A 23991-nucleotide genomic window follows, 5' to 3' on the forward strand; every position below is an offset into this window, starting at 1 on the left:
AATTTTAAACGAACTCCATTTACCAAAGGGTAGCGATAACCATTGCTACAAATAAAATCGTCAAATAGTTAAGGGAATAAATAAACATCCACTTCGCCCACTTTAAGTCGTCTTTCATTTTAAACCCATAAAGTCCCAATGCAAGCCATCCTACGTTTAACAACGTAGCAACAGTTAAAAACGGCACGCCTAATGAGAACAAATAAAATGGCAGTGGCAATAAGCACGCAACCCATACAACGATTTGCCGCTTTGTCATCGCAAAACCATGAACAACTGGAAGCATTGGAATGCCTGCCTCCCGATACTCTTCGCATCGTTTCATCGCCAATGCCAAAAAGTGCGGTGGCTGCCATATAAACATAATCAAAAATAAAACAAGAGGAACGACATGGAAATTAGGATCCACCGCAGTCCAGCCAATAACTGGAGGGATGGCTCCAGAAACACTTCCAATCACTGTATTCAATGTGTAATTTCGCTTCGACCACATCGTATAAAAAAATATATAAGTAATAGCGCCAATTAACCCAACAATAGCAGCAGTGACCGTTGTCATTAACAAGCTGAGCGTCCCTACTGTTATGAATATAATTCCGAGCCACAATACTCGCTTCGCTTCCATTGTCCCTGTTACTGTCGGCCGCGTTTTTGTTCGTTCCATAAACTGGTCGATGTCACGGTCAATGAAATTATTGATGCTACACGAACCAGCTATAACAAGTGCGGAACCAAACAGCGTAAAAAATACAATATGAAGATTTTCCAAAAAACCTTCTCCCATAAAATAGAGAGCTAACCATAATCCAGTGAATGTCGTAATTAGATTCGAATTAACAATTCCGATTTTCACGACCGACGAAAACTCTTTCCAAATGGATCTTATATTTGCACGCGAGCCTTCACCCGAATGAGCAGCTTGTTCATGTATTGCTTTTAAATTAGCCATTCACCCGTTCCTCCTATCGCACCGTCAACTTTTTACATAATAGACGGTGCCATATAACAAATTTTCTTCATCTCCATCATATCATAACACATGGCAAATCATCATTGCAGGAAAGTATTTCTTCCATTAGAACAAAAAAACCTATTTTCTCTTTATATTAAATCACATTTTTATGACATAATGTGAACTTTTTTTGAATAATTTGTGTCAAATTTTCGAATTACAAAAAACGTATTATTCTCTCCATCAAGAGAAAACGCTTTTATTGCTTATCCTATTATATTTCTAGCAAACATAATGAACTTATTCAATATGTAAATATCAGTTTGTTTTTCTTTCGGCATCATGTAAAATGATATTGGCGAAATTGCTCTTACAATTTCTTTTTTGTAAGATAAATGTATACTTTACTAAATTATTGACAAATTAATGATTTCTCAATATAAGAAGGTGAAGATTTTGCAACGTTCTTTAAAATGGTTTGCATCGGTCACAACGTTGGCAATGCTATTTGTCCTCATCGGCGGGGCGCTCGTAACAAAAACCGAATCCGGCATGGGGTGCGGACGATCATGGCCGCTTTGCCACGGTCAGCTAATCCCTTCGCAAATTACCCCTGAACTCGTTATTGAATTAAGCCATCGGCTCGTATCCGGTTTGGCTGGCATGATGGTGCTGATTTTATCCGTTTGGGCATGGCGTGCTATAGGGCATATTCGCGAAACAAAATTTTTAGCTATCGTTTCGTTTGTGTTTCTTGTTTTACAAGGGTTAATCGGTGCTGCCGCTGTCGTTTGGGGACAATCTGATTTTGTGCTTGCATTGCATTTTGGTATTTCTCTTATTTCATTTGCTGCTGTTTTTTTATTAACATTGCTCATTTTTGAGGTGGATAAAAAATTCGACGCCCAGTCATTAGTGCTTGATCGAAAAATGAAATTCCACATTTACGGCATCATCATCTACTGTTATGTCGTTGTCTATACTGGGGCATTAGTACGCCATATGGATGCAAGTTTAGCATGTCCGAGTTGGCCGATTTGCTCAAAAACACGCATTATCCCTGTGCAGCTTCACGAATGGGTTCAAATGGGACATCGCCTTGCCGCAGCGATTATGATCATTTGGATTTCTATCGCAACGATCCAGGCGGTGAAATATTATAAACATCAACGTGTCGTTTACTGGGGATGGATCATTTCCCTCGTCCTCGTGTTATTACAAATGATAACAGGAACACTGATCGTATTGACACAATTGGATTTGTATATTGCTTTGGCACATGCCTTCTTTATTTCTTGTTTATTCGGCGTTCTTAGCTATTTAGTGATGCTTGCTGTACGAAGCAAATATAATAAACAAAAAGCGCAAGAGGTAAGCCGCAGCACAAACACCGTTCCATCTATGTTGCTCAAATAAAAAAGCGCTTGGAATCACCCAAGCGCTTTTTTATTTATTTTGTTAATTCAATTAGTAAGTCTCCTGCCTGAATGGCATCTCCATTTTTTACATAAATGTCTTTAATAATCCCAGCAAATGGTGCTTGTACAGTTGTTTCCATCTTCATCGCTTCTGTAATCATTAAATGATCGCCTTTATTCACTTTTTCACCTTTTTCCACTAACACTTTCACTACCGTTCCCGGCATCGTAGCAGCGATATGGTTAGGATTCGTACGATCCGCTTTGATCCGTTCCACGACCGCCGATTTAATGCTTTCATCGCGGATAATGACCTCGCGCGGTTGCCCGTTCAACTCAAAATAAACGACGCGTGTGCCATCCGCCTGCGGCTGTCCAATGGAAACTAGTTTGACAATGAGCGTTTTTCCTTTTTCAATTTCAACTTCGATTTCCTCTCCTAGACGCATTCCATACAGAAATGTCGGCGTATCAAGAACAGAAATATCGCCATATTTTTTGACCGTTTCCGCATATTCTAAAAATACTTTCGGATAAAGGGCATAAGCAAGCACATCAAAATCCGTCACTTCACGGTCAAGCGTATGATATAACTCTTCTCTTAATTTTTCAAAATCTACCGGCTCTAGTAATTCCCCAGGCCGAACCGTAATCGGTTCACGCCCTTTTAAAATAATGCGCTGCAATTCTTTTGGAAATCCTCCGTATGGTTGTCCTAAATATCCCTCGAAAAACTCAACTACAGAATCCGGAAAATCAAGTGTTTCGCCACGTTCAAAAACGTCTTGTTCGGTTAAATTATTTTGTACCATATAAAGTGCCATATCACCGACAACTTTTGAGGATGGAGTTACTTTGACAATATCCCCAAACATATCGTTCACACGGCGATACATTTCCTTCACTTCGTCCCAACGGTCGCCAAGTCCAACTGCTTTTGCTTGTTGCTGCAAGTTGCTATATTGACCGCCAGGCATTTCGTGCATATACACTTCTGTATGCGGAGCGTTCATGCCGCTTTCAAACTCTTGGTAAAATTTGCGCACATCTTCCCAATAACGAGATAGCTGTTCAAGTCCTTGTATATTCATCTCCGGCGCGCGTTTTGTTCCTTCTAAAGCGTAATAAAGTGTATTGGCGCTCGGCTGCGAAGTTAAGCCTGCCATGGAGCTAACCGCAACGTCAACGATATCTACTCCAGCTTCAATCGCCTTCGCATACATATAAATGCCATTTCCGCTCGTATCGTGTGTATGAAGATGGATCGGAATATCAACGGTCTCTTTCAAAGCAGAAATAAGCACATAAGCGGCTTCTGGCTTTAATAAGCCAGCCATATCTTTAATGGCCAAAATATGTGCTCCCGCTTGCTCCAATTCTTTGGCGATTGCTTTATAATAATCAAGATTATACTTCGGACGGCTCGGATCTAAAATATCTCCTGTATAACAAACGGCCGCTTCAGCGATTTTGCCTGTTTGCCGAACGGCGTCAATGGCCACCGTCATTCCTTTTACCCAGTTTAAACTGTCAAAAATGCGGAACACATCAATTCCCGCTTGCGCTGACTTTTCAACAAATTCACGAATCACATTGTCTGGATAGTTTTTATATCCAACCGCATTCGCAGAACGCAATAGCATTTGGAACAAAATATTTGGAATTCGTTCCCGCAATTTTAACAAGCGGTCCCACGGATCTTCTTTTAAAAAGCGGTAAGCAACGTCAAACGTCGCTCCTCCCCACATCTCTAGCGAGAATAAGTTTGGCAATAAGCGCGCCGTTGGCTCAGCAATACGGACCAAATCGACTGTGCGCACGCGCGTTGCAAGCAGCGATTGATGTGCGTCGCGGAATGTCGTATCCGTCAATAATACGCGATCTTGTTCCTTAATCCATTTAACAAGCCCTTCTGCACCTTGTTTATCGAGAATTTGTTTCGTCCCGCTCGGAATTGGCTCTTTATAGCTTATTTTCGGAATGCGCGGCTTATCAAAAACTGGTTTTTTCTTTTTGCCGATGCCCGGGAAACCGTTTACTGTAACGGTACCGATATATGTCAGCATTTTTGTACCGCGGTCTTTTCGGCGCGGGAACACAAACAGTTCCGGCGTCGTATCAATAAACGATGTATCATATTCTCCTGATAAAAACTTTGGATGTTGCACGACATTTTCTAAAAATGGAATATTTGTTTTAATTCCACGGATTCGGAACTCCCGCAAATTTCGCAACATTTTCCTCGCGGCTTGTTCAAACGTCAGCGCCCATGTAGACACTTTCACAAGCAATGAGTCGTAATACGGAGTGATGACTGCTCCTTGGAATCCGTTGCCTGCGTCTAGGCGCACGCCAAACCCGCCGCCGGAACGATATGCCATAATCTTTCCTGTATCTGGCATGAAATTGTTAAGCGGATCTTCCGTTGTTACACGAGATTGAATCGCATACCCGTTAATGCGAATATCTTCTTGTTTCGGAATGCCGACTTCTTTGCTATGAAGCGAATAGCCATCGGCGATCAAAATTTGCGATTGAACAATATCGATTCCGGTGATCATTTCCGTAATCGTATGTTCCACTTGAATGCGCGGATTGACTTCGATGAAATAAAAATCGTTGCCAGACACGAGAAACTCTACCGTTCCCGCGTTCACATACCCTACATTTTTCATGAGTTTGACCGCAGCTTCACATATTCTCTGCCGCAATTCATCCGATAGCGAGACGCTCGGCGCCACTTCCACCACTTTTTGATGACGGCGCTGTACAGAGCAGTCACGTTCATAAAGATGGACAATATTCCCTTCATAATCGCCTAAAATTTGCACTTCAATATGTTTTGGTCTTTCAATTAGTTTTTCCACATACACGTCATCGCTGCCAAATGCGGCTTTCGCTTCCGATTTTGCTCGTTCGTACGCTTCTTTCACTTCCGATTTAGAGCGAACGATGCGCATTCCGCGTCCGCCGCCTCCTAGGGCAGCTTTAATAATAATCGGGTAACCATATGTTTCTGCAAAACGCACCACTTCTTCTAAACTATGCACCGGTCCATCGCTTCCCGGAATGACTGGAATTCCTGCTAATTCCGCTTGATGGCGTGCTTTCACTTTATCGCCAAACATATCTAAATGCTCTTCATTCGGACCGATAAAAATAATTCCTTCTTCTCTGCATCGTTTGGCAAATTGAATATTCTCCGAAAGAAAACCATATCCCGGATGAATCGCATCGACATCGTGAGCTTTGGCAATTTCAATAATCCCTTCGATATCTAAATACGCTTCAATCGGTTTTTTTCCTTCGCCGACTAAATATGCTTCATCCGCTTTATAGCGATGATAAGAGCCAGTGTCTTCCTTCGAGTAAATAGCAACGGTGCGAATGCCTAGCTCTGTGCAGGCACGGAAGACACGAATGGCGATTTCTCCACGGTTTGCGACAAGTACTTTGTTAATTCGACGCGTTTTCATAGTCTATCTTCTCCTCCTTTCTAATAAAACTATAATGGTTTTCCCTTTTTGTAAATATCTTTTCTAAAAAGTCAGACCTCTTTCTTGCAATTTTTTCACGTTTTTTCCCTTTCGTTTATAACTTTGTTCGTATTTCGTAAACATCGATACATTGACAAGCACTCCAAGGGAGGTCATAAATAGCATGAGCGAGGAACCTCCATAACTAACAAGCGGCAATGGAACTCCAGTAATTGGTATCACTCCTGTCACACCACCAACATTAATAAACGTTTGAATGCCAATCATGGCAGAAATTCCGATCGCAAGAAGGCTGCCAAACGCGTCATTGCATTTTCTCGCAATCCATAACCCTCTTAACACAATAAAAGCTAAAAGGCCTAATGTAAATGTTACCCCAAAAAGCCCTAGTTCTTCGGCAATAATGGACATAATAAAATCGGTGTGCGACTCAGGTAAATAGCCATATTTTTGAATGCTTTTTCCCAGCCCTAATCCTTTTATTCCTCCTAATCCAATTGCCAAATAGGAATTAACAAGCTGAAAACCTTCGTCATTGGCATATTTAAACGGATCTAAAAAACTATAAATCCGTGACATTCGCTCTTCTGAAAAAATTTTATCACCGAAAAGAGGAAAAATAATTGGAGACGCCAATGCAATAACAAGGATAAAAAATAACAACTGCTTAAACAATAAGCGAAGTCTCAATCCTGACGAAAAAATTAAACAAGCAGCGATCGCCATTACAATCATCGCCGTACCAAAATCAGGCTGAATGGCGATTAAAAAACAAATAAATAACGTATAGTAAATTGGAAATAAATTACTTTTAACAGGCTCCGCCAGTCTTTTTTGTTTGTTCGCAAATACCGCTGCCAAGTAAACAATTAATCCCAGTTTCACAAGCTCCGCCGGTTGCAAGCTTAACGCCCCGATTCGAAACCAGCTTGTTGCGTTATTTGCGGTATGGCCTAGAAAAGCAACTGCTGTTAGCATCAGCGGCGATCCAAAAAAGATCACTTTTACCATTTTTTCATTCGCCCATACTTTATACGGGACAATAAGCGTAACGAAAAAACAAATAAATGATACAATGAGCCATAACTTTTGCCGCTGATAAAAATAGTCGCTTGGCACTTCAAAGCGGATAACGGCGGAAATCATGCTTGAACTATATACCATAATCAATCCAAATAGCGAAAGCATAACGACTGCAATAATAAGCGGATAATCGTAACATTTCATAATCTTTTTGATTAATTCCTTATCCATCATTCCTCTTCCTTATTCGCTAGTATAGATGTTTAATCATGATGAATAGTTATTATATTAAAATGATTCGTATTCAAACATTGTTTTCCTTCTAAAAAACAGAAAAACTCAAACGATTGCACCTTTCAACCGTTTGAGTTAGCATTTATTTTTATCGTACGCGCTTTTTTGTCACAGCCTCATGAAGCGCCGAAAGTTCCCGCTCTAATCGGTCAAGCAGCGCCTTCCCTTCCTTCTCATCCACAAGCCCGAGACGGACCGCAAAATCAATCTCCCGCGATAAACCAAACATTTGTGTATCAAGTACTTCTTCATAGAGTGGACATTTTGGCATTGTCAAGTTATCCATTTGTACTTGAATGAGTTTTACAATTTTATCCGCGTCTGCTTGAAGAAGCGCGTACGCTTTTTCACGATAGTTAATGGCATCATCTGTCACATCCATCCCTCCGTTCTCCCCTAATCCTTCTTTAAATCTTAACGTGAAATACACAATTTTGCAAGTTGAAACACTTGTCAGCGCTTATAACAAACAAATACGATATACGCTAAGTAAAGCCGCATTTATGCAATGACCACCAGGCTTTGGCGAAAAAAGAGACATATCCAGACACCTGACGCATGACAAACTATCCATTAACCATTATACTAAAAACAGCAGCTGATGTAGAGGAGAGGATGGAAAATGAGCGATATTATTCTGATAACAGGGAATGTAAAATTTACGATCACACTCGATCCAGGGGTATGGATTTTTGATGACCGCAAAATAGATTTGAACACATATTTCTTGAAACCATCTCATGAACAACTTCAAAACGAGCAACAGGAAGAAGAAGAGGAAATCAAAAAACTATCTGCTTTTTGGGATCGGGAAATTCAAGAAGGTGCCGTTTTTCCACCGACATTGAAGACAGAAAAACGTTACTTAAAAGAAAAAATTATTACAGGAACATTTGCAATGCCGCTTGCTCCATTTTTGCAAAATGCCGAACCGCTCCCGGATGCAAAGGAACTAACCATTGTGACTGAACATAATGAAGTAACCGTTCCGCTCGAACAAGCTTATAAGGCCATTCTCGGCTTTTCCAAAGATGGAAAACCGTTAAGAGAAGATGGGCCAGTTCATTTTTATTTTGGCGACGGTTCCAATCGCAAAACACCAATTACTCATATACGCCGCTTCATTGTCCGTTAACGCTGGATGTCCCAACTGATGGGACATCCAGCTTTTTTTTACAATATATCAGCAGCAAGCTGCGCTAATGCGGAACGCTCTCCTTTTACAAGACGGACATGCCCGGCAATTTTTTGATCTTTAAATTTTTCAACGACGTATGTTAATCCATTATTATATTCGTCCAAATACGGATGATCAATCTGTTCCGGATCTCCCATTAAAATGATTTTACTTTTCTCACCAGCTCGCGTTAAAATTGTTTTTACTTCATGTTTCGTTAAATTTTGCGCCTCATCAATGATGATAAACTGCTCCGGCAGGCTGCGTCCGCGTATATATGTGAGCGCTTCTACTTCAATCGAGCTCATTCCTGCTAAAATCGCATCCAACTCCCCCGTTTTTTTTGTATTAAACAAATACTCCAAATTATCAAAAATAGGTTGCATCCATGGGCGCAATTTTTCTTCTTTTTCCCCAGGCAAAAAACCAATATCTTTTCCCATTGGAACGATTGGCCTCGCAATGAGCAGCTTTTTATACGTACGCAAATCTTCCGTCTGCATCAATCCTGCGGCAAGAGCAAGAAGTGTTTTTCCTGTGCCTGCTTTGCCAATCAATGTCACAAGCTGTATATCATCACGCATAAGCAGTTCAAACGCCATCGTCTGTTGTACGTTGCGCGGGCGAATTCCCCATATATGTTCATAGTGAAACGAAAGTTTTTGGACTTTTTTGCCGCTATGGTCGACAATACCGAGTGCGGAAGCGGAGCCGCCAAAAGCATCTTTCATAATAATAAATTGATTTGGGTAAAATGGATGATTGGCAATATCCGCTAAAACGAGTTCCCTCTTTTCATAAAACCGCTGCAAATGCTCGGTTCCTATGTATAGCTCGAGAAACCCAGTGTAAATATGATCAATATCGACGACACGGTCGCTTAAAAAGTCTTCTGCTTGCAGCCCAATTGCATCTGCCTTCACTCGGACAAGTGCATCCTTGCTTACTAAAATAACGGAACGGCCGTTTTCCTTTGCTTGTTCCTCGAGAGATAAGTTTTTGGCAACTGCTAAAATGCGATTATCATTCGTCTTTTCTACGAAAATTTCTTGAAGCTGATGAAATGAACGATGATTTAATTCAATGCGCAACACTCCGCCGTTTTCAAGTGGGATTTTTTCATGTAGTTTTCCATTTTCACGAAGACGATCGATAAGCTTGGATACTTGCCGCGCGTTTCTCCCTACTTCATCCATATATCGCTTTTTCGAATCGACTTCTTCTAACACAACCGCTGGAATGACAACTTCATTATCTTCAAACGAGAAGATGGAATACGGATCTTGTAATAGGACATTCGTATCTAACACATATATTTTTTCTCCCAAAATTCCGCGCCCCCCTATTTTACATTTTTTTATATTTGGACGGGATCGTTGTTATATAAGATATGAGGAAATGTATAAAGATAGAAGAATGATGACAAAATAAAATAAAAAATTAAGATAGAGGTGTAAAAGGAATGAACTGGAGACGATATTTGCTTATAGCGATATGTATTGGTTTATTAGGTGGGTGCAATATAGGAAATGACGAAGCGGGGCGCGATGCGGATCGCTCGCTTGTCCGTGTACGAAATACGGTTGATGAAAAAGTAACGAATAAATCCGGACAAGAAATTGCCCATCGTCTAGCGAATTTAGCTAAGCGCGTTCCAAACGTAAACGATGCTACCGCTCTTGTTGTCGGAAAATACGCGATCGTTGGTATCGATATTGATGCAAATATCGACGCTTCACGTGTCGGCACAATTAAATATTCTGTCGCAGAAACGTTGCAAAAAGATCCGTATGGAGCAAATTCAATCATCATTGCCGACCCCGATTTATACACTCGGTTAAAAAATATTGTCAATCAAGTTGATAATGGGCGGCCTGTTCAAGCATTTATGAACGAAATCGCGGATATCGTCGGACGCGTCATGCCGGAAGTTCCGAGCGATTTGTTTGAAACAACGCCACCGGAACCAACCGAACAAAATGATTCGCAATTAAATAAGCGTGAGGAAGAGCAGCTTAATAACCATCAAGAAAAACAGTCCAACGAATATTTAAATAAATAAGTAAGGAGCTTAGCCGTAATTAGCTAAGCTCCTTATTTATGCATTGCGAAGAGCGGTCATTACTTGATTGTCCAGTTTAGCTGCCGCTTGCGCATCGTACGTTTTTTCATATTTTGGTTCTTCTACAATTTTGGAACCGTAAAACATAACATCACGCACTTCACTAATAGTAATATCCACTAATGCCAACTTAAGTGGAACGCCCTCTATTTTCTCTGCTTTAATATGCGCTTTCCCGCTAATCGAGTAGGTTGATTCGTTAGCGATAATATTCACAACAATAGACGGATTATTACGAATGTTTTGGATAATCCGGGAACGATTGTCGACAGCAAAATAAATATGCTCTTCGTTAGGGGCGTAAATCCATGAAATCGCGCTGACATTTGGCCCTCCCGTTTCATGGTCGATAGTCGCTATAGTTACAAAACGTTCTTTTTGTAATGCTTGAAATAACGGTTCCGTTAATGCAGGTTCAACTTTATTTGGCATGATCATCCCTCCTAAGACTATTCTCCGTTTATCATACATTAAAACGGAAAAGTAAAAAACCTTTCAGATTCATGATATAATAAAAAAAAAGATTGAATAAAGCGACGAGGTGTACAATGAGAGTCAAATGTGTTCTTTGCGACCGAATTGATACGATCGACGATGAATCATTGCTTGCGAAACGGCTGCGCAACCGTCCTATTCACACATACATGTGCGAGGAATGTTATCATCGGATTGCCGAAAAAACAAAGGCGCGCCTAGCAACCGGAAAATTTCGTATATATCGCTCGAAACTGCCAAACGATGAATGGTAAAAACTTTGCGTAAATCGATAAAAAACGCCGGGGGTAATCACCCGGCGTTTTTTAGGAAGGATAATTGCGATATTTTTCAGGCGCTTCTTCTATTTGCCTAAGCATCGCCTCAATCAATTCCATTGGAAAACGAGCTGATTTTTGCTCTCCGTCTCTCTCATACGCGACGATATACATATCTTCTTTTTTTACTTCCACCTTTGTTATGTTAAAATCGTGCTTTAATATTTCCCTAAAAAAGTCAACGGTTTCTTGCGCTGCTATATCATCTGGACGTGCTTCGGCCACGACATAAATAGTTAACCAATTATAAAGAGCCTCTTGCAGCGACTTCATGGTTCCACCGCCTTATTTTTGTTCATTTACCTCATGCTTTTTCGATTGATATAGACGAATTTTATAAATCACTAATACGAGAGCCGCAACGACCAACCCTTCCGCGACAGGTAAAAATACCGCAAAAAACGTTAAAATCGTGCAGCCTAATGCTAACAGCACATAAATAATGACATTTTTCAACAATGGCAATTTTTTCGCAAAACCAAGGCGATAAACAATAACCGATAAAATCAATATGGTAATATAAAGAAGCCACATTCCTTGTTCTGGATTTGTATGCACTTTATATAACGAAGCAAAAAAGGTAAGGCGCTCTATAACGTTCACCATCTTCCCCCCTATTTCGCCTGCTTAGCGGCTTTCTTTTTCTTTTCCATTTTTTCTCGCTCGCTTTTGTTCAATATTTTTTTGCGCAGGCGAATCGACTTTGGTGTTACTTCACAATACTCATCATCATTTAAGTATTCCAACGCTTCTTCGAGCGTCATCAAACGCGGCTTTTTCATCGTAACGGTTTGCTCTTTTGTCGAAGAACGGATGTTTGTTACATGTTTTTCTTTACAAATGTTGACGACTAAATCGTTTTCGCGCGTATGCTCGCCAACAATCATTCCTTCGTACACTTCGGTTCCAGGCTCCACAAAAATGGTACCGCGGTCTTCCACTTGCATAATTCCATATGCCGTCGCTTTTCCTGTCTCCATGGAAATTAATACCCCTTGGCGGCGGCCGCCTACCTGTCCGCTTTGTGCCGGCGCATAATGGTCAAATGAATGGTTTAAAATTCCGTATCCGCGTGTCAATGACATAAATTCTGTTCGATAGCCAATTAAACCGCGCGAAGGCACCATAAAGATGAGACGAACTTGTCCGTTTTCGTTATGGATCATATCCACCAGCTCGCCTTTGCGCATACCGATCGATTCCATGATCGCCCCGGTATATTCTTCAGGAATATCAATGATTACCCGTTCGACCGGCTCACAAAGCACTCCGCCGATTTCTTTCATAATGACTTCCGGCTTAGATACTTGCAGTTCATAACCTTCCCGCCGCAAATTTTCAATTAAGATCGATAAATGAAGCTCTCCTCGTCCAGAAACAATCCACGCATCAGGAGAATCAGTGTTTTCCACCCGCAAGCTTACGTCCGTCTCCAATTGAGTGCGCAGGCGTTCTTCCAACTTTCTCGCCGTCACATATTTTCCTTCGCGTCCGGCAAATGGGCTATTATTGACTAAAAACGTCATTTTCAATGTTGGTTCATCAATGCGAAGCGGCGGCAACGCTTCCTGATGATCCAATGGACATACCGTTTCCCCGACGTTAATGTCTTCCATTCCCGCCACTGCAACAATATCTCCTGCTTCTGCTTCCGTGATTTCGATCCTCTTTAAGCCGATAAACCCAAATAATTTTGTTACACGAAACGTTTTGACAGAACCATCTAGTTTCATCAGCGCTACTTGTTGTCCGACTTTCATCGTGCCGCGAAAGATACGGCCAATTCCGATGCGCCCAACGTACTCATTGTAATCAAGCAACGCCACTTGAAATTGCAACGGTTCTTCCCGATTATCAATCGGTGCAGGAATATGCTTAATAATCGTTTCGAACAATGCGGTCATATCCGCTTCTTGTTTGTGAGGGTCCAAACTTGCCGTACCGTTTAATGCTGACGTGTATACAACCGGAAACTCAAGCTGATCTTCCGACGCGCCTAATTCGATAAATAAATCGATGACTTCATCGACCACTTCCTCTGGTCGCGCAAACTCCCGGTCAATTTTATTGATAACGACAATGGGAGTAAGCTGTTGTTCGAGCGCCTTTTTCAGCACAAAACGCGTTTGCGGCATACACCCCTCATACGCGTCAACGACAAGCAAAACACCATCCACAAGCCGCATAATTCGTTCTACTTCCCCGCCGAAATCGGCATGTCCTGGCGTATCTAAAATATTAATGCGCATTCCTTTATAACGAATCGCTGTATTTTTGGCTAAAATGGTAATCCCGCGTTCTCTTTCTAAATCGTTTCGATCTAATGCGCGTTCCTCGACATGTTCATTGGCACGAAACGTTCCCGATTGACGCAGCAATTGATCGACTAACGTTGTTTTACCATGATCAACGTGAGCAATAATGGCAATATTACGAAGATCTTCTCTTCTTGTCAATGTTAGTCACTCCTATACGTAAATTGCTCGTTTATTATATCATAAAGAGGATAGAAAAGCGGTATGTTTTCGTGTAGACTAAAGAAAAACCGATAAACAATATGAAAGAGGGGATTGGGATGAAACAATTTCAGCCTGTATCGTTTCTATTGGCTATATTTGCAGTAATAGCAATCATGGCCATCGGCATTTTTATTGCGGAACAAAGTATGATTGGTATTATTATTTCAATTATCGCTTTATTCATAATTATCGGCATCGGATTTGCCCGAAAAAAACGAATGCGAGAAAAAGGAATGCTTTAAAAACGGGACAACCGAATGATTTGTCCCGTTTTCAGCGATGTATATATTTTTGCAAAATTTCTTCATGCAATCCTGGCTTTGAAACAAATACAGAGTTTTTTGTAAGCAAATTAAGCGGCTCGCCGTATAAATTTGTCACGATGCCACCGACTTCTTGAACAAGCACAAGTCCGCCGGCAAAATCCCACGGCGACAACCTCATTGTAATATATGCATCTAAACGTCCCGCTGCAACGTATGCCATTTCTAACGCAGCCGATCCGTACGAACGCGTTCCCCTCGCATCTTTTACAAGCGGAGCTAATACATTTGGATCAATTCGTTTATTTTCAGTTATCCACGTTGCATTTAAGGAAATAATGGCTTCGGAAACAGATACCGGCTCTAAACGCGCCAGCGGTTGATCATTAAGAAAAGCTCCTTCTCCTTTTCGTGCCGCATATAGTTCATCATGTACGACATCGTATACATACCCAAGAACTCCTACCCCATTTTCAAAAACCCCAATTGAAATGGCAAAGTTTCGTTTTTGATGAATAAAATTCATCGTACCATCAATCGGATCGATAATCCAAACAATCCCTTGAAGCGTTGCAATTTCATCACCGAATCCCTCTTCGCCTAACACGTGATGGTCGGGAAACGTTTTTCTTATTTTTTCAATAAAAAATTGCTCTACTTCGCGGTCCACATTCGTCACTAAATCATTTCGATGTGATTTTGTTTCGATCGTCAACTTTTTATCAAATGTAGCGAGAATTCTTGTTCCCGCTTCCTTTATCCATTGTCGGATACACTCATCTATTTCTTTCCATTTTTCCTGCATATTCATCCTCCTGATTTCTGCAGCGTATGTAATTAGCATATAATACATCGGAATCCCCCGTAAAGAAAAAGAGGTGCCTATATCGCTCAAGAAAAAAACGAACCGTTGGTGTGGTTCGCCTTGAATGTTCTGTTATACTTGAAGGCGCATTAACTCTTGACGTAACTTTTCTAATCTCCGTTTACACTCTTTTTTCTTTTCTTCATCGTTTTCCATCATCGCCTCATAAAGAGTCGCTAATTCATAATCTAATTCAAGACGTAATACCGCTATTCGCTTATCCCCGTCCGCACGCTTTACAGAATTCATTGTTCTTTTCATGAGCATGGGCACCCCTTTCCATATAATCCCCGAAAAACCGTCATATAAATACCCGAATTTTCTGATACTTATTTTGTTTTATATATATTATGTTAGAAAAGGGGGGTATGCAACAAATTTGTGTATTCGTCTACTTTTTTTACCATGTTATTCCATTCTAATCCAATCGCCGTTTTGTGCTTCTTTCGCTTTTTTCATGACGCGATAGGACGAATATCCGCTTGCTTGTTCAAATTCATCACATAGTTTTTTTTCTTCACTTTTACTCGGAACAATTTCTTTAAAGCGACGATAAATGTTCATAAGCTTTTCCCGTTCCATTCCTTTTTCGTAAACAGTTTCAATCGCTTCGAAAAATTTGATAACATCAATAATTTCTTGCGTTGACCAGTCATAAGAAAACGGGTATGAATAATTCATCACCGACACCTCCAGCATTAGTTTGCCCATCTGCGCCGGATTTGTTCCGCCTCGTTAATCATTCGCTCAAACAATTCTGCCACTGTTGGCACATCTTTAATTAATCCCATCACTTGTCCAGCCCATGCAAAACCTTCGTTTATTTTTCCTTCATAAATAAAACGGCGATTCGCTTCCCCACTAATATATTCTTTTAGTTGTTCATATGTCCCGCCTTGTTCTTCTATTTCTAAAATTTTTTTCGTCCATTCATTGGCAATGGCACGACCGGGTGCTCCTAAACTGCGTTTAATCACAACGGTATCATATTCAGAGCCGTTAACAAGCATCTCTTTATAGATCGGATGGGCATGAACACACTCTTTTGTAGCAATAAATCTCGTTCCCATTTCAATTCCTTCTGCGCCAAGCGCTAATGCCGCCATCAACCCGCGGCCGTCTCCGATGCCTCCCGAAGCAATAACAGGGATAGAAACGGATTCCACTACTTTCGGGACAAGAACAAATGTTCCTATATCGTATTTTCCTAAATGACCACCGCCTTCTTGACCCACTACCATGACAGCGTCCGCGCCAAGTTCCTCCGCTTTTACGGCTTGGCGAACAGCGGCAACCAGCACCAGTTTTTTCACGTTTGTTCCTTTTAGCTGTTCAAAAAACGGGGCCGGATTCCCACCTGTGACGGAAACGACTGGCACTCCTTCTTCCAATGCGGCTTCGAGCATATGTTGAAAAGGGCGGTCATGTTGTCCAATCGCAAAGTTCACTCCGAAAGGACGGTCTGTTTTTTCTTTTACTTTGCGAATTTCCTCGCGCAATCGCTCCGGGCTTTCCAGCGACATCGCCGTAATTTGTCCTAAGCCTCCGGCGTTAGAAACCGCGGCTGCTAAATCAGAGTAAGCTAAATAAGCAAGTCCTCCTTGAATAATCGGATATGTAATTCCAAGCAATTCCGTTACTCTTGTTTTCCAAATCATTTTTGTCCCTCCTTTTAATCTAGTATACTATGTTTCTTGTTGACATGCCTATTTTCCTTTTTTATTCTCAATTTATGTGTAGTAAAAAATTTCACATTCATTAATGATTAAATAATGCTTTGCAAATAAAAAAATAAATGCTATAATGCATTTGTTTTATTTTTATGCAAAAAGAGGTGTGAAAAAACATTGTCACAGTTTGAAACACCATTGTTCACTGGTCTATTAGAGCATATTAAGAAAAACCCTATTCAATTTCATATTCCTGGCCATAAAAAAGGCGCAGGGATGGACCATGAGTTTCGTGATTTTATTGGAGAAAATGCGCTATCGATGGATTTGATTAATATCGGTCCTCTTGATGATCTTCACCACCCAAAAGGCATTATCAAGCGCGCTCAAGAGTTAGCCGCTGAGGCATTTGGGGCTGATTATACATTTTTTTCTGTCCAAGGAACAAGCGGTGCCATTATGGCAATGGTGATGTCGGTAGTTGGGCCTGGCGACAAAATCATCGTTCCGCGTAACGTGCATAAATCGATCATGTCTGCCATTGTCTTTTCTGGTGCAATACCGATTTTCATTCATCCGGAAATCGATAAGGAACTCGGGATTTCACACGGAATTACACCGGAATCAGTAGAAAAAGCACTTAAGCAACATCCCGATGCAAAAGGTGTTCTCGTTATTAATCCAACATATTTTGGTATCTCTGGCGATTTAAAGAAAATTGTTGAAATCGCTCATTCTTACCACGTTCCTGTTCTCGTTGATGAGGCGCATGGTGTCCATATTCATTTTCATGAAGATCTTCCGCTTTCCGCCATGCAGGCCGGAGCGGATATGGCTGCAACAAGCGTCCATAAACTAGGTGGCTCTTTGACGCAAAGCTCTATTTTAAACGTGCGTGAAGGGCTCGTATCCGCAAAACACGTACAAGCTATTTTAAGCATGCTAACGACAACATCTACTTCTTATTTGTTGTTAGCCTCTTTAGATGTTGCACGCAAATGGCTTGCTACACAAGGACGGGAACATTTTGAAAAAACTATTCAGCTTGCCGAAAAGACTCGGCAACAAATAAACGAAATCCCTTATCTTTATTGTGTCGGAAGAGAAATTCTAGGAACGGAAGCAACATATGATTACGATCCAACCAAGCTTACCATCTCTGTCAAAGAACTAGGCTTAACGGGATATGACGTCGAGAAATGGCTGCGCGAAATGTACAACATTGAAGTAGAATTATCCGATTTATACAACATTTTATGCATTATTACACCTGGCGACACAGAGCGGGAAACGAACGCGCTTGTTAATGCCCTTCGCCATTTATCTGAACAATTTCGCCATCAGGCGGCGAAAGGAGTAAAACCAAAAGTATTATTGCCAGACATCCCTACTCTCGCATTAACTCCGCGTGATGCATTCTACGCGGAAACGGAAATTGTCCCATTTGAAGAATCAGCAGGACGGATTATTGCTGAATTTATTATGGTTTATCCGCCAGGAATTCCGATTTTTATTCCTGGAGAAATTATTACCGAAGAAAATTTAAACTATATCAAAAAGAACTTAGAAGTCGGTCTGCCGGTGCAAGGGCCAGAGGACGATACGTTACAAACATTGCGTGTCATTAAAGAACATAAGCCAATCCGTTGAACTTCTCCCACCTTTAAGAGCAGGGAAAGTTAAAAAAGCGTAAGCAAGTTAGCTTACGCTTTTTTTATCCAAAAAATAAATGCGCGCATGTGCCCCTTTCACATGCGCGCTATGTCCAAACCTTCCCCCATCGTTTGACCTTTTCTTTATTCTCCTTCTTCTTCAGCCTCGTCGCAATCGCATCCGCAGCATTTTCCGTAAAGCGTTGTCACTTTTTCATCTTCAAAATGTGCAATCGTCGCACCACATGTTTGACATACAATTGTGCCCATCCCCAAAACTCCTTTATGATGATATATTTATTAGCTAATTCAATAATAATATATCACATTTATGCTGTCAACACTTAATCTGTATGTCACATTTAATTTTTACTCATCAAAAAAGCGAGTAACCATACTCGCTTATTAATACTCATATTCAGGATGAACCGATGAGAATGGAAGGACAACTGAGAAGAACTCCGCTAAATCAGCAGCTTGCTCTTTCGTATCGATGCGGAAAATTTTTTGCAAATACTCGTGGTTTTCTACATCTTTTGGATCGAGGAGAGTGGAGCGGCCTGTTTGCATGCAAATAACAAGAGGTTTGCCAAAAAACATATTCGTATACACAATCCCAAAATCATAGCGAATATCCTTTGACGTAAATCCAACAAACCGAACTTTTACTTTCTCATACTCATCATATAGCCTTTCAAATAAATTCATAAAATCCCCCCTTATAAATATACTGAATATTATTATAATTCTAAAATATGTTAAAATCAATAGCATCTCTTACGTAAAAATGATACAATAGAAAAAAATGGGATGTTAACAATAGAGGTGATGGCATTGGCAGCACATGCATACATAAAGCTTGTCCCAGCATCCAAACAGAAAGCGGTCACATTAGAAGAAGTAAAACAATTGTTTCAATATTATCAAGATATGATGAAAAAAACAGGTGAACAGCTTGGATGGGCGTATCAACAAGCTGCATTTCCTTATCAGCTTATAGAAACAGATGAAGGAAAAGGAAAGTGGTTTTATTTAAAAGGTGACGGGCACCGTTATCGGACGATTATCGTCGGTGTTGGATCAAATAATGAAACAAATAATGGTGAAACTGAAGAATCATTTATTCAAATTACATTGCCAAATGGGGCAACACACGGAGATAAAGGGAAAGCAAACGAATTTTGTAAGTTTCTAGCGAAAAAATTGGAAGGGGAACTTCACCTATTCAACGGCAGAATTATGTATTATTACAAACGGTAGCACTAGGCTATCGTTTTTTAAAACGGTAGCACTAAGCTATCGTTTTTTAAAACGGTGGCACTAAGCTATCGTTTTTTTAAACGTTGGCACCTAGCTAACGTTTTTAAAAAACGGTGGTACACAGCTGTCGTTTTTTATTTCCCCCCTATTGAAGCGCCTCCCACACAAAATGTTGACAAGTAAAATACATTGCTGCTGTCAACGTCGTTGTCCACAATGCTTTTCGGGTGCGTAAACCGATTTTTCGGGCCAATAAAAACGCGATATATAAAAATACACAAAGCATCATCCCTTTAAAAAACGGTCGGTCGCGTCCTGATAGCCATTCAATAAGCGAAAAGCTGCTCCAAATGATCATTTGCAACAAAAACGTGACATATTCTTTCATCCGTCATCCCCCGCATCTTCTTTACCATAACAATATGAGCCACCAAAGGAAAATATTATCCATTCATTGGACAAGAAGACGAGTTTATAAAAAATAGATCTTCCGTGGACAGCCGTTTCCGGATTTCTTGCCGTTGTTGTTGATTTTTCAAGGAAACGCGGATGGTTTTCGTGTCTTTGCCTTTGGCACATGCTGCTTGAAACGGGCATCCGGCACATGCTGTACAACGATACGTCCGTTTGACGATGACGTACCCGTTGCCGATCGTTTCCTTCCGTTTATACACAAACACCAGCCGTTCCCCTTTAGCGCAAATCCACTGCAATGGTCTGACAGTAAAATTTTTCTATTCAGAAAACACCAATAACCTTCTTAATTTTCTTTAGCGTAATACTTTATAAAACTTACAAATGAAATCAAAACTATTGCAATGACATTAGCCGTAACAGTAACCCGTTCATTCTCAACAAACACGTTAAACAACCAAACAAGAAAGAAAATGACCAACAAAATATCTTTATATTTTTGTTTAATTGTTTTTTTCATCCCACTCTTCCTTTCTTTTTTAATTTATTATATCAATTAGAAAAATTTTGAAAATATTAATTAAAAATGTTGAAAAAAATTGATAAATTCTGATATTAAATATATATAATTACTTTTTAACCAAATAAAGGGAGGTGATTTCAATGAACAAAACAAAAAGTTATTTATCGTTCCTCTTATCCTTTGTATTAGTTCTATCCACTTTGGGTGGTGCAGGAATTGCCCAAGCGCAAGCAGAAGAAAATTACGTGGAAGAGTGGATTGAAGAAGAATTGCCGGGATTAGATGATCACCAACAAACATTATCCATCATTGAGCAAATTCCTGAATCAGTTGTTTTAGAAGGAACTGATGCCATTATTAACTGGTACAAAGAAACTATTGATGACCCGGCTGTCTTGTCAGCAATAGAATATCAATACAACCAAACAAACCAAGGAGAATTCCGTATACAGGGAGTCATCGGATGTATTTCTGCTGTAGGAGTTGCGCTTGTCTCGTTAGCTTGGGCACCATCCAAAATTCTAAAAGTTAAGTCAGCATTAAAAGCTCTTGGAGGAACAGCAAAATTTGTCTCTACCGCTATCAATTACTATCAAAACTACAGAAAACTAAAGTATTCTCGGACTGTTGCTTGGGAACGAGCAGTGAATGCCGCCGCTTCTAATGTTGCCCCAGATTTAAAAGATGCTTTATTGAGTTTCTTTGGAATTGCTTCCATTGTTTCTGCTTGTACTGAATAGTTTACTAAAAGAGGATGTCTAAATTAGACATCCTCTTTTTTGCCATTTTATTTACTAATAATATGGATTGGAGTGCCGAGGGCAACTTCCGCAGCTTCCATCGCTATTTCACCCAATGTTGGGTGAGCATGAATCGTCAAAGCGATATCTTCCGCAGTCATTCCTGCTTCAATCGCAAGACCAAGCTCTGCGATCATGTCAGAAGCGTTTGGACCAACGATTTGCGCTCCGATCACAACGCCATCTTCTTTGCGAACGACAAGTTTCATAAAGCCGTCTGTGTCATTCAACGAAAGGGCACGACCGTTAGCCGCAAATGGGAATTTCGCCGTTACTACATCGATGCCTTCATCTTTCGCCTGTTGCTCAAAATAACCGACAGATGCGCATTCAGGCTCGGAGAAGACCACTGCCGGAATAGCTAAATAATCGATTTCAGACGGTTTTCCGGCAATCGCTTCGGCGGCGATTTTTCCTTCATATGATGCTTTATGGGCAAGCGGTGGACCTTGGACGATATCACCGATGGCATAAATGTTTGGAACGCTTGTCCGGCATTGTTTGTCAATTTCAATTAAGCCGCGGTCTGTCAATTTAATGCCGATTTGTTCTAAGCCAAGCTCATCCGTGTTCGGACGGCGTCCGACCGTCACAAGCACATAGTCTGCATCAATTGTTTTCGTTTCGCCTTTTACTTCAAAGGTTACTGTCACACCGTCTTCGCGCTCTTCGACTCCCTTAGCAAGAGCGTTAGTAAAGATTTCTACCCCTTTTTTCTCTAAGCGGCGTTTAACAATTGCCGTCATTTGTTTTTCGAAACCAGATAAAATTTCATCTGCTCCTTCAATGATGGTTACTTTTGTTCCAAAGTTAGCATACGCTGTTCCTAATTCTGTTCCGATATAACCGCCGCCAATAACGACAAGCGATTTTGGAACTTCCTGCAGACTGAGCGCGCCTGTGGAATCAAGCACGCGATTGGAAAATTTAAAGCCAGGAAGTTCAATCGGACGAGAGCCTGTTGCAATAATTGCGTTTTTAAACGTATATGTTTGCGCGCTATCACCATTGATAACACGCACCGTATTCGCATCAACAAAATACGCTTCTCCGCGTACGATTTCGACTTTGTTTCCTTTTAGCAATCCTTCCACGCCGCTCGTTAATTTTTTCACGACGCTTGCTTTCCATTGTTGCACTTTAGAAAAATCAACGGTTACGTTTTCTGCTTTAATTCCGATGTCTTCTGAATATTTCGCTTCAATATAGCGATGGCTTGCGGAGATGAGCGCTTTAGATGGAATACATCCGACATTTAAGCATACTCCGCCAAGATTTCCTTTTTCAACAATCGTTACTTTTTGCCCTAACTGTGCAGCACGAATAGCTGCTACATAACCACCAGGACCCGCTCCAACGACAAGCGTATCCGTTTCAATTGCAAAATCGCCAACTACCATCGTTTTTACGCCTCCATTAATAATAATTCTGGGTCATTTAATAGACGTTTAATGTGATTTAATGCTTTTTGCGCTGTTGCACCGTCAATCATGCGGTGGTCAAAGCTTAATGATAATGCTAATACTGGAGCAACAACTATTTCACCGTCGCGGACAATTGGTTTTTCGGAAATGCGTCCAATGCCAAGAATAGCTACTTCTGGATGATTAATGACCGGAGTAAACCATTGGCCGCCGGCAGAACCGATATTCGTAATCGTGCAAGAAGCACCTTTCATTTCATGTGGAGCCAATTTTCCTTCACGTGCTTTTGCTGCAAGCTCATTAATCTCTTTGGCAAGGGCAAAGATCGGCTTGCGGTCCGCATGTTTAATAACAGGAACGAGCAATCCTCTGTCTGTATCAGCAGCAATACCAATGTTGTAGTAATGTTTATGAATCACTTCTTCCGTTTCATCATCAATCGATGTATTTAAAACTGGAAACTCACGCAACGCCGATGTTAAAGCTTTTACAACATACGGTAAGAAAGTAAGCTTGATTCCTTTTTCCGCTGCGATTTCTTTGAACTTTTTGCGATGCGCTACCAGTTTTGTCACATCTACTTCGTCCATTAATGTAACGTGTGGTGCTGTATGTTTCGAATTGACCATCGCTTTGGCAATCGCGCGACGGATACCGCTCATTTTCTCGCGAGTTTCCGGGAATTCTCCTTCAAGCACAACTGGTTGTTGTGCCGCAGTAGCTGCCGCTGCTTTTTCTTCTGCTTTCGCTGCAGGTGCTTCTTCTTTTTGCTCGACTGCCGTGCCACCAGCAAGGAACGCATCGATATCGCTCTTTAGGACGCGGCCATTTTTTCCTGTACCTTGAACAAGACGGATATCGACCCCTTTTTCACGGGCATATTTGCGCACGGAAGGCATTGCGATCACGCGACGGTTTGGATCCACTTCCTGCTGCTTAGCCGGTTCTGCTTGTTTAGCTGCCGCTTCGCTCTTTTCTTCTTTCGACACTTCTTGCGGTTTTTCCTGCTGTTTTGGCTCATCTTGTTCTTGGCCTTTAAACGCCATATTCTCATATCCAGGCGCATCTAATGTGATTAACGTTTGGCCAACCGTTGCAACCGTTCCTTCTTCTACTAAAATTTCTAATACTTTACCTTTCACAGGGGATGGGATTTCTACAACCGCTTTATCGTTTTGCACTTCACACAATACATCATCTTCATTTACTTCATCGCCAGGTTTGACAAACCATTTGACGATTTCCCCTTCATGAATACCTTCACCGATATCCGGCAACTTAAATTCAAATGCCACTGTTTGTCGAC

27 protein-coding genes and 1 pseudogene are annotated in these 23991 nt (G+C 40.9%); 8 read left to right on the forward strand and 20 right to left on the reverse strand.

Going from position 1 to position 23991, the window contains the following annotated elements; all coding sequences use genetic code 11:
* Positions 1–19: 19 nt before the first annotated feature.
* Positions 20–949: a heme o synthase gene (cyoE, locus tag FNL97_RS12370; protein WP_143415878.1), complete on the reverse strand. Its 930-nt coding sequence runs from the start codon at positions 947–949 to the stop codon at positions 20–22.
* Between the two features lie 459 nt (positions 950–1408).
* Here cyoE and FNL97_RS12375 point away from each other — a divergent pair, with 459 nt between their 5' ends.
* Positions 1409–2368, forward strand: a complete 960-nt coding sequence (locus tag FNL97_RS12375) for a COX15/CtaA family protein (RefSeq protein WP_143415879.1) — start codon at positions 1409–1411, stop codon at positions 2366–2368.
* 34 nt (positions 2369–2402) lie between these two features.
* Here the strand turns inward: FNL97_RS12375 and pyc are convergent, their stop codons facing one another.
* The 3 genes from pyc to FNL97_RS12390 all read right to left on the reverse strand — a co-directional run bounded on the left by pyc (position 2403) and on the right by FNL97_RS12390 (position 7566).
* Entirely contained in the window at positions 2403–5846 is a 3444-nt protein-coding gene (gene pyc / locus FNL97_RS12380; RefSeq protein ID WP_015863318.1) for a pyruvate carboxylase, read from the reverse strand.
* A gap of 63 nt (positions 5847–5909) precedes the next feature.
* A complete protein-coding gene (locus FNL97_RS12385) occupies positions 5910–7121 on the reverse strand; it encodes an FtsW/RodA/SpoVE family cell cycle protein (RefSeq protein ID WP_143416331.1) in 1212 nt (403 codons plus the stop codon).
* A gap of 151 nt (positions 7122–7272) precedes the next feature.
* Complete coding sequence (locus FNL97_RS12390; RefSeq protein ID WP_015863316.1) at positions 7273–7566, reverse strand: Fpa/YlaN family protein; 294 nt, start codon at positions 7564–7566, stop codon at positions 7273–7275.
* A 240-nt stretch (positions 7567–7806) separates the two neighbouring features.
* Here FNL97_RS12390 and FNL97_RS12395 point away from each other — a divergent pair, with 240 nt between their 5' ends.
* Positions 7807–8319: a hypothetical protein gene (locus FNL97_RS12395; RefSeq protein WP_062678294.1), complete on the forward strand. Its 513-nt coding sequence runs from the start codon at positions 7807–7809 to the stop codon at positions 8317–8319.
* Positions 8320–8357: 38 nt separating this feature from the next.
* Here FNL97_RS12395 and FNL97_RS12400 read toward each other — a convergent pair whose 3' ends face one another.
* Complete coding sequence (locus FNL97_RS12400) at positions 8358–9689, reverse strand: PhoH family protein (protein WP_062678295.1); 1332 nt, start codon at positions 9687–9689, stop codon at positions 8358–8360.
* Positions 9690–9823: 134 nt separating this feature from the next.
* On the opposite strand from FNL97_RS12400, the gene FNL97_RS12405 reads away from it, so the two are divergent.
* Complete coding sequence (locus tag FNL97_RS12405; RefSeq protein WP_015863314.1) at positions 9824–10423, forward strand: YhcN/YlaJ family sporulation lipoprotein; 600 nt, start codon at positions 9824–9826, stop codon at positions 10421–10423.
* A 36-nt stretch (positions 10424–10459) separates the two neighbouring features.
* Here the strand turns inward: FNL97_RS12405 and FNL97_RS12410 are convergent, their stop codons facing one another.
* Entirely contained in the window at positions 10460–10915 is a 456-nt protein-coding gene (locus FNL97_RS12410; protein WP_015863313.1) for a pyridoxamine 5'-phosphate oxidase family protein, read from the reverse strand.
* Positions 10916–11031: 116 nt separating this feature from the next.
* Between FNL97_RS12410 and FNL97_RS12415 the strand changes: the two genes are divergently transcribed.
* Positions 11032–11232, forward strand: a complete 201-nt coding sequence (locus FNL97_RS12415) for a YlaI family protein (protein WP_015863312.1) — start codon at positions 11032–11034, stop codon at positions 11230–11232.
* A 51-nt stretch (positions 11233–11283) separates the two neighbouring features.
* Here FNL97_RS12415 and FNL97_RS12420 read toward each other — a convergent pair whose 3' ends face one another.
* Genes FNL97_RS12420 through typA form a run of 3 tightly spaced genes read right to left on the reverse strand, consistent with a single transcriptional unit; the run spans position 11284 to position 13751 of the window.
* Positions 11284–11568, reverse strand: a complete 285-nt coding sequence (locus FNL97_RS12420) for a hypothetical protein (protein WP_143415880.1) — start codon at positions 11566–11568, stop codon at positions 11284–11286.
* Positions 11569–11580: 12 nt separating this feature from the next.
* Complete coding sequence (locus tag FNL97_RS12425; protein ID WP_041269843.1) at positions 11581–11898, reverse strand: YlaH-like family protein; 318 nt, start codon at positions 11896–11898, stop codon at positions 11581–11583.
* A gap of 11 nt (positions 11899–11909) precedes the next feature.
* A complete protein-coding gene (gene typA / locus FNL97_RS12430; protein ID WP_015863309.1) occupies positions 11910–13751 on the reverse strand; it encodes a translational GTPase TypA in 1842 nt (613 codons plus the stop codon).
* Positions 13752–13870: 119 nt separating this feature from the next.
* Between typA and FNL97_RS12435 the strand changes: the two genes are divergently transcribed.
* On the forward strand, positions 13871–14056 hold the full coding sequence (locus FNL97_RS12435) for a DUF5325 family protein (protein WP_015863308.1): 186 nt from the start codon (positions 13871–13873) through the stop codon (positions 14054–14056).
* A 31-nt stretch (positions 14057–14087) separates the two neighbouring features.
* Here FNL97_RS12435 and FNL97_RS12440 read toward each other — a convergent pair whose 3' ends face one another.
* The 4 genes from FNL97_RS12440 to FNL97_RS12455 form a co-directional block, all read right to left on the reverse strand.
* Entirely contained in the window at positions 14088–14882 is a 795-nt protein-coding gene (locus tag FNL97_RS12440) for an inositol monophosphatase family protein (RefSeq protein ID WP_015863307.1), read from the reverse strand.
* Between the two features lie 132 nt (positions 14883–15014).
* The gene (locus tag FNL97_RS12445; RefSeq protein WP_062678296.1) at positions 15015–15203 is read right to left on the reverse strand and encodes a YkzI domain-containing protein; all 189 of its coding nucleotides are present in this window, start codon (positions 15201–15203) and stop codon (positions 15015–15017) included.
* Between the two features lie 147 nt (positions 15204–15350).
* The gene (locus FNL97_RS12450; RefSeq protein WP_015863305.1) at positions 15351–15623 is read right to left on the reverse strand and encodes a UPF0223 family protein; all 273 of its coding nucleotides are present in this window, start codon (positions 15621–15623) and stop codon (positions 15351–15353) included.
* A 17-nt stretch (positions 15624–15640) separates the two neighbouring features.
* Positions 15641–16600, reverse strand: a complete 960-nt coding sequence (locus FNL97_RS12455; RefSeq protein WP_143415881.1) for an NAD(P)H-dependent flavin oxidoreductase — start codon at positions 16598–16600, stop codon at positions 15641–15643.
* Between the two features lie 189 nt (positions 16601–16789).
* On the opposite strand from FNL97_RS12455, the gene FNL97_RS12460 reads away from it, so the two are divergent.
* Positions 16790–18262, forward strand: coding sequence for an aminotransferase class I/II-fold pyridoxal phosphate-dependent enzyme (locus FNL97_RS12460; RefSeq protein ID WP_062678297.1), 1473 nt, complete (start codon positions 16790–16792; stop codon positions 18260–18262).
* 146 nt (positions 18263–18408) lie between these two features.
* Here FNL97_RS12460 and FNL97_RS12465 read toward each other — a convergent pair whose 3' ends face one another.
* Together FNL97_RS12465 and FNL97_RS12470 are read right to left on the reverse strand one after the other, a co-directional pair.
* Positions 18409–18534, reverse strand: a complete 126-nt coding sequence (locus FNL97_RS12465; RefSeq protein WP_062753540.1) for a GapA-binding peptide SR1P — start codon at positions 18532–18534, stop codon at positions 18409–18411.
* Between the two features lie 135 nt (positions 18535–18669).
* Positions 18670–18972 carry a DUF3055 domain-containing protein gene (locus FNL97_RS12470; RefSeq protein WP_015863301.1) on the reverse strand — a complete coding sequence of 101 codons (303 nt, stop codon included), beginning with the start codon at positions 18970–18972 and terminating at the stop codon, positions 18670–18672.
* 126 nt (positions 18973–19098) lie between these two features.
* Here FNL97_RS12470 and FNL97_RS12475 point away from each other — a divergent pair, with 126 nt between their 5' ends.
* Positions 19099–19524 (forward strand): DUF1885 family protein, encoded by a 426-nt coding sequence (locus tag FNL97_RS12475; protein ID WP_062678299.1) that lies wholly within the window; start codon positions 19099–19101, stop codon positions 19522–19524.
* 145 nt (positions 19525–19669) lie between these two features.
* Here FNL97_RS12475 and FNL97_RS12480 read toward each other — a convergent pair whose 3' ends face one another.
* The 3 genes and pseudogenes from FNL97_RS12480 to FNL97_RS18025 all read right to left on the reverse strand — a co-directional run bounded on the left by FNL97_RS12480 (position 19670) and on the right by FNL97_RS18025 (position 20458).
* Positions 19670–19912: a hypothetical protein gene (locus FNL97_RS12480; protein WP_015863299.1), complete on the reverse strand. Its 243-nt coding sequence runs from the start codon at positions 19910–19912 to the stop codon at positions 19670–19672.
* Between the two features lie 97 nt (positions 19913–20009).
* Positions 20010–20234: pseudogene (locus tag FNL97_RS12485) on the reverse strand (transposase); the annotation flags it as partial.
* A gap of 50 nt (positions 20235–20284) precedes the next feature.
* Positions 20285–20458, reverse strand: coding sequence for a hypothetical protein (locus FNL97_RS18025; protein WP_015863298.1), 174 nt, complete (start codon positions 20456–20458; stop codon positions 20285–20287).
* A gap of 143 nt (positions 20459–20601) precedes the next feature.
* On the opposite strand from FNL97_RS18025, the gene FNL97_RS12490 reads away from it, so the two are divergent.
* Complete coding sequence (locus FNL97_RS12490; RefSeq protein ID WP_143415882.1) at positions 20602–21201, forward strand: hypothetical protein; 600 nt, start codon at positions 20602–20604, stop codon at positions 21199–21201.
* A 47-nt stretch (positions 21202–21248) separates the two neighbouring features.
* Here FNL97_RS12490 and lpdA read toward each other — a convergent pair whose 3' ends face one another.
* Positions 21249–22661: a dihydrolipoyl dehydrogenase gene (lpdA, locus tag FNL97_RS12495; RefSeq protein WP_143415883.1), complete on the reverse strand. Its 1413-nt coding sequence runs from the start codon at positions 22659–22661 to the stop codon at positions 21249–21251.
* Between the two features lie 5 nt (positions 22662–22666).
* Positions 22667–23980: a dihydrolipoamide acetyltransferase family protein gene (locus FNL97_RS12500; protein ID WP_062678301.1), complete on the reverse strand. Its 1314-nt coding sequence runs from the start codon at positions 23978–23980 to the stop codon at positions 22667–22669.
* Positions 23981–23991: the final 11 nt, after the last annotated feature.

Origin of the sequence: Geobacillus sp. E263, assembly GCF_007197795.1 — a bacterium.
Lineage (GTDB): Bacteria > Bacillota > Bacilli > Bacillales > Anoxybacillaceae > Parageobacillus_B > Parageobacillus_B toebii.

Coding starts and splice junctions, on each gene's coding strand:
- cyoE (WP_143415878.1), bottom strand. CDS start 949: ATGGCTAATTTAAAAGCAATACATGAACAAGCTGCTCATTCGGGTGAA.
- pyc (WP_015863318.1), bottom strand. CDS start 5,846: ATGAAAACGCGTCGAATTAACAAAGTACTTGTCGCAAACCGTGGAGAA.
- FNL97_RS12385 (WP_143416331.1), bottom strand. CDS start 7,121: ATGGATAAGGAATTAATCAAAAAGATTATGAAATGTTACGATTATCCG.
- FNL97_RS12390 (WP_015863316.1), bottom strand. CDS start 7,566: ATGGATGTGACAGATGATGCCATTAACTATCGTGAAAAAGCGTACGCG.
- FNL97_RS12395 (WP_062678294.1), top strand. CDS start 7,807: ATGAGCGATATTATTCTGATAACAGGGAATGTAAAATTTACGATCACA.
- FNL97_RS12405 (WP_015863314.1), top strand. CDS start 9,824: ATGAACTGGAGACGATATTTGCTTATAGCGATATGTATTGGTTTATTA.
- FNL97_RS12410 (WP_015863313.1), bottom strand. CDS start 10,915: ATGCCAAATAAAGTTGAACCTGCATTAACGGAACCGTTATTTCAAGCA.
- FNL97_RS12415 (WP_015863312.1), top strand. CDS start 11,032: ATGAGAGTCAAATGTGTTCTTTGCGACCGAATTGATACGATCGACGAT.
- FNL97_RS12420 (WP_143415880.1), bottom strand. CDS start 11,568: ATGAAGTCGCTGCAAGAGGCTCTTTATAATTGGTTAACTATTTATGTC.
- FNL97_RS12435 (WP_015863308.1), top strand. CDS start 13,871: ATGAAACAATTTCAGCCTGTATCGTTTCTATTGGCTATATTTGCAGTA.
- FNL97_RS12440 (WP_015863307.1), bottom strand. CDS start 14,882: ATGCAGGAAAAATGGAAAGAAATAGATGAGTGTATCCGACAATGGATA.
- FNL97_RS12445 (WP_062678296.1), bottom strand. CDS start 15,203: ATGAAAAGAACAATGAATTCTGTAAAGCGTGCGGACGGGGATAAGCGA.
- FNL97_RS12450 (WP_015863305.1), bottom strand. CDS start 15,623: ATGAATTATTCATACCCGTTTTCTTATGACTGGTCAACGCAAGAAATT.
- FNL97_RS12455 (WP_143415881.1), bottom strand. CDS start 16,600: ATGATTTGGAAAACAAGAGTAACGGAATTGCTTGGAATTACATATCCG.
- FNL97_RS12465 (WP_062753540.1), bottom strand. CDS start 18,534: ATGGGCACAATTGTATGTCAAACATGTGGTGCGACGATTGCACATTTT.
- FNL97_RS12470 (WP_015863301.1), bottom strand. CDS start 18,972: ATGAATTTATTTGAAAGGCTATATGATGAGTATGAGAAAGTAAAAGTT.
- FNL97_RS12480 (WP_015863299.1), bottom strand. CDS start 19,912: ATGAAAGAATATGTCACGTTTTTGTTGCAAATGATCATTTGGAGCAGC.
- FNL97_RS18025 (WP_015863298.1), bottom strand. CDS start 20,458: ATGAAAAAAACAATTAAACAAAAATATAAAGATATTTTGTTGGTCATT.
- FNL97_RS12490 (WP_143415882.1), top strand. CDS start 20,602: ATGAACAAAACAAAAAGTTATTTATCGTTCCTCTTATCCTTTGTATTA.
- lpdA (WP_143415883.1), bottom strand. CDS start 22,661: ATGGTAGTTGGCGATTTTGCAATTGAAACGGATACGCTTGTCGTTGGA.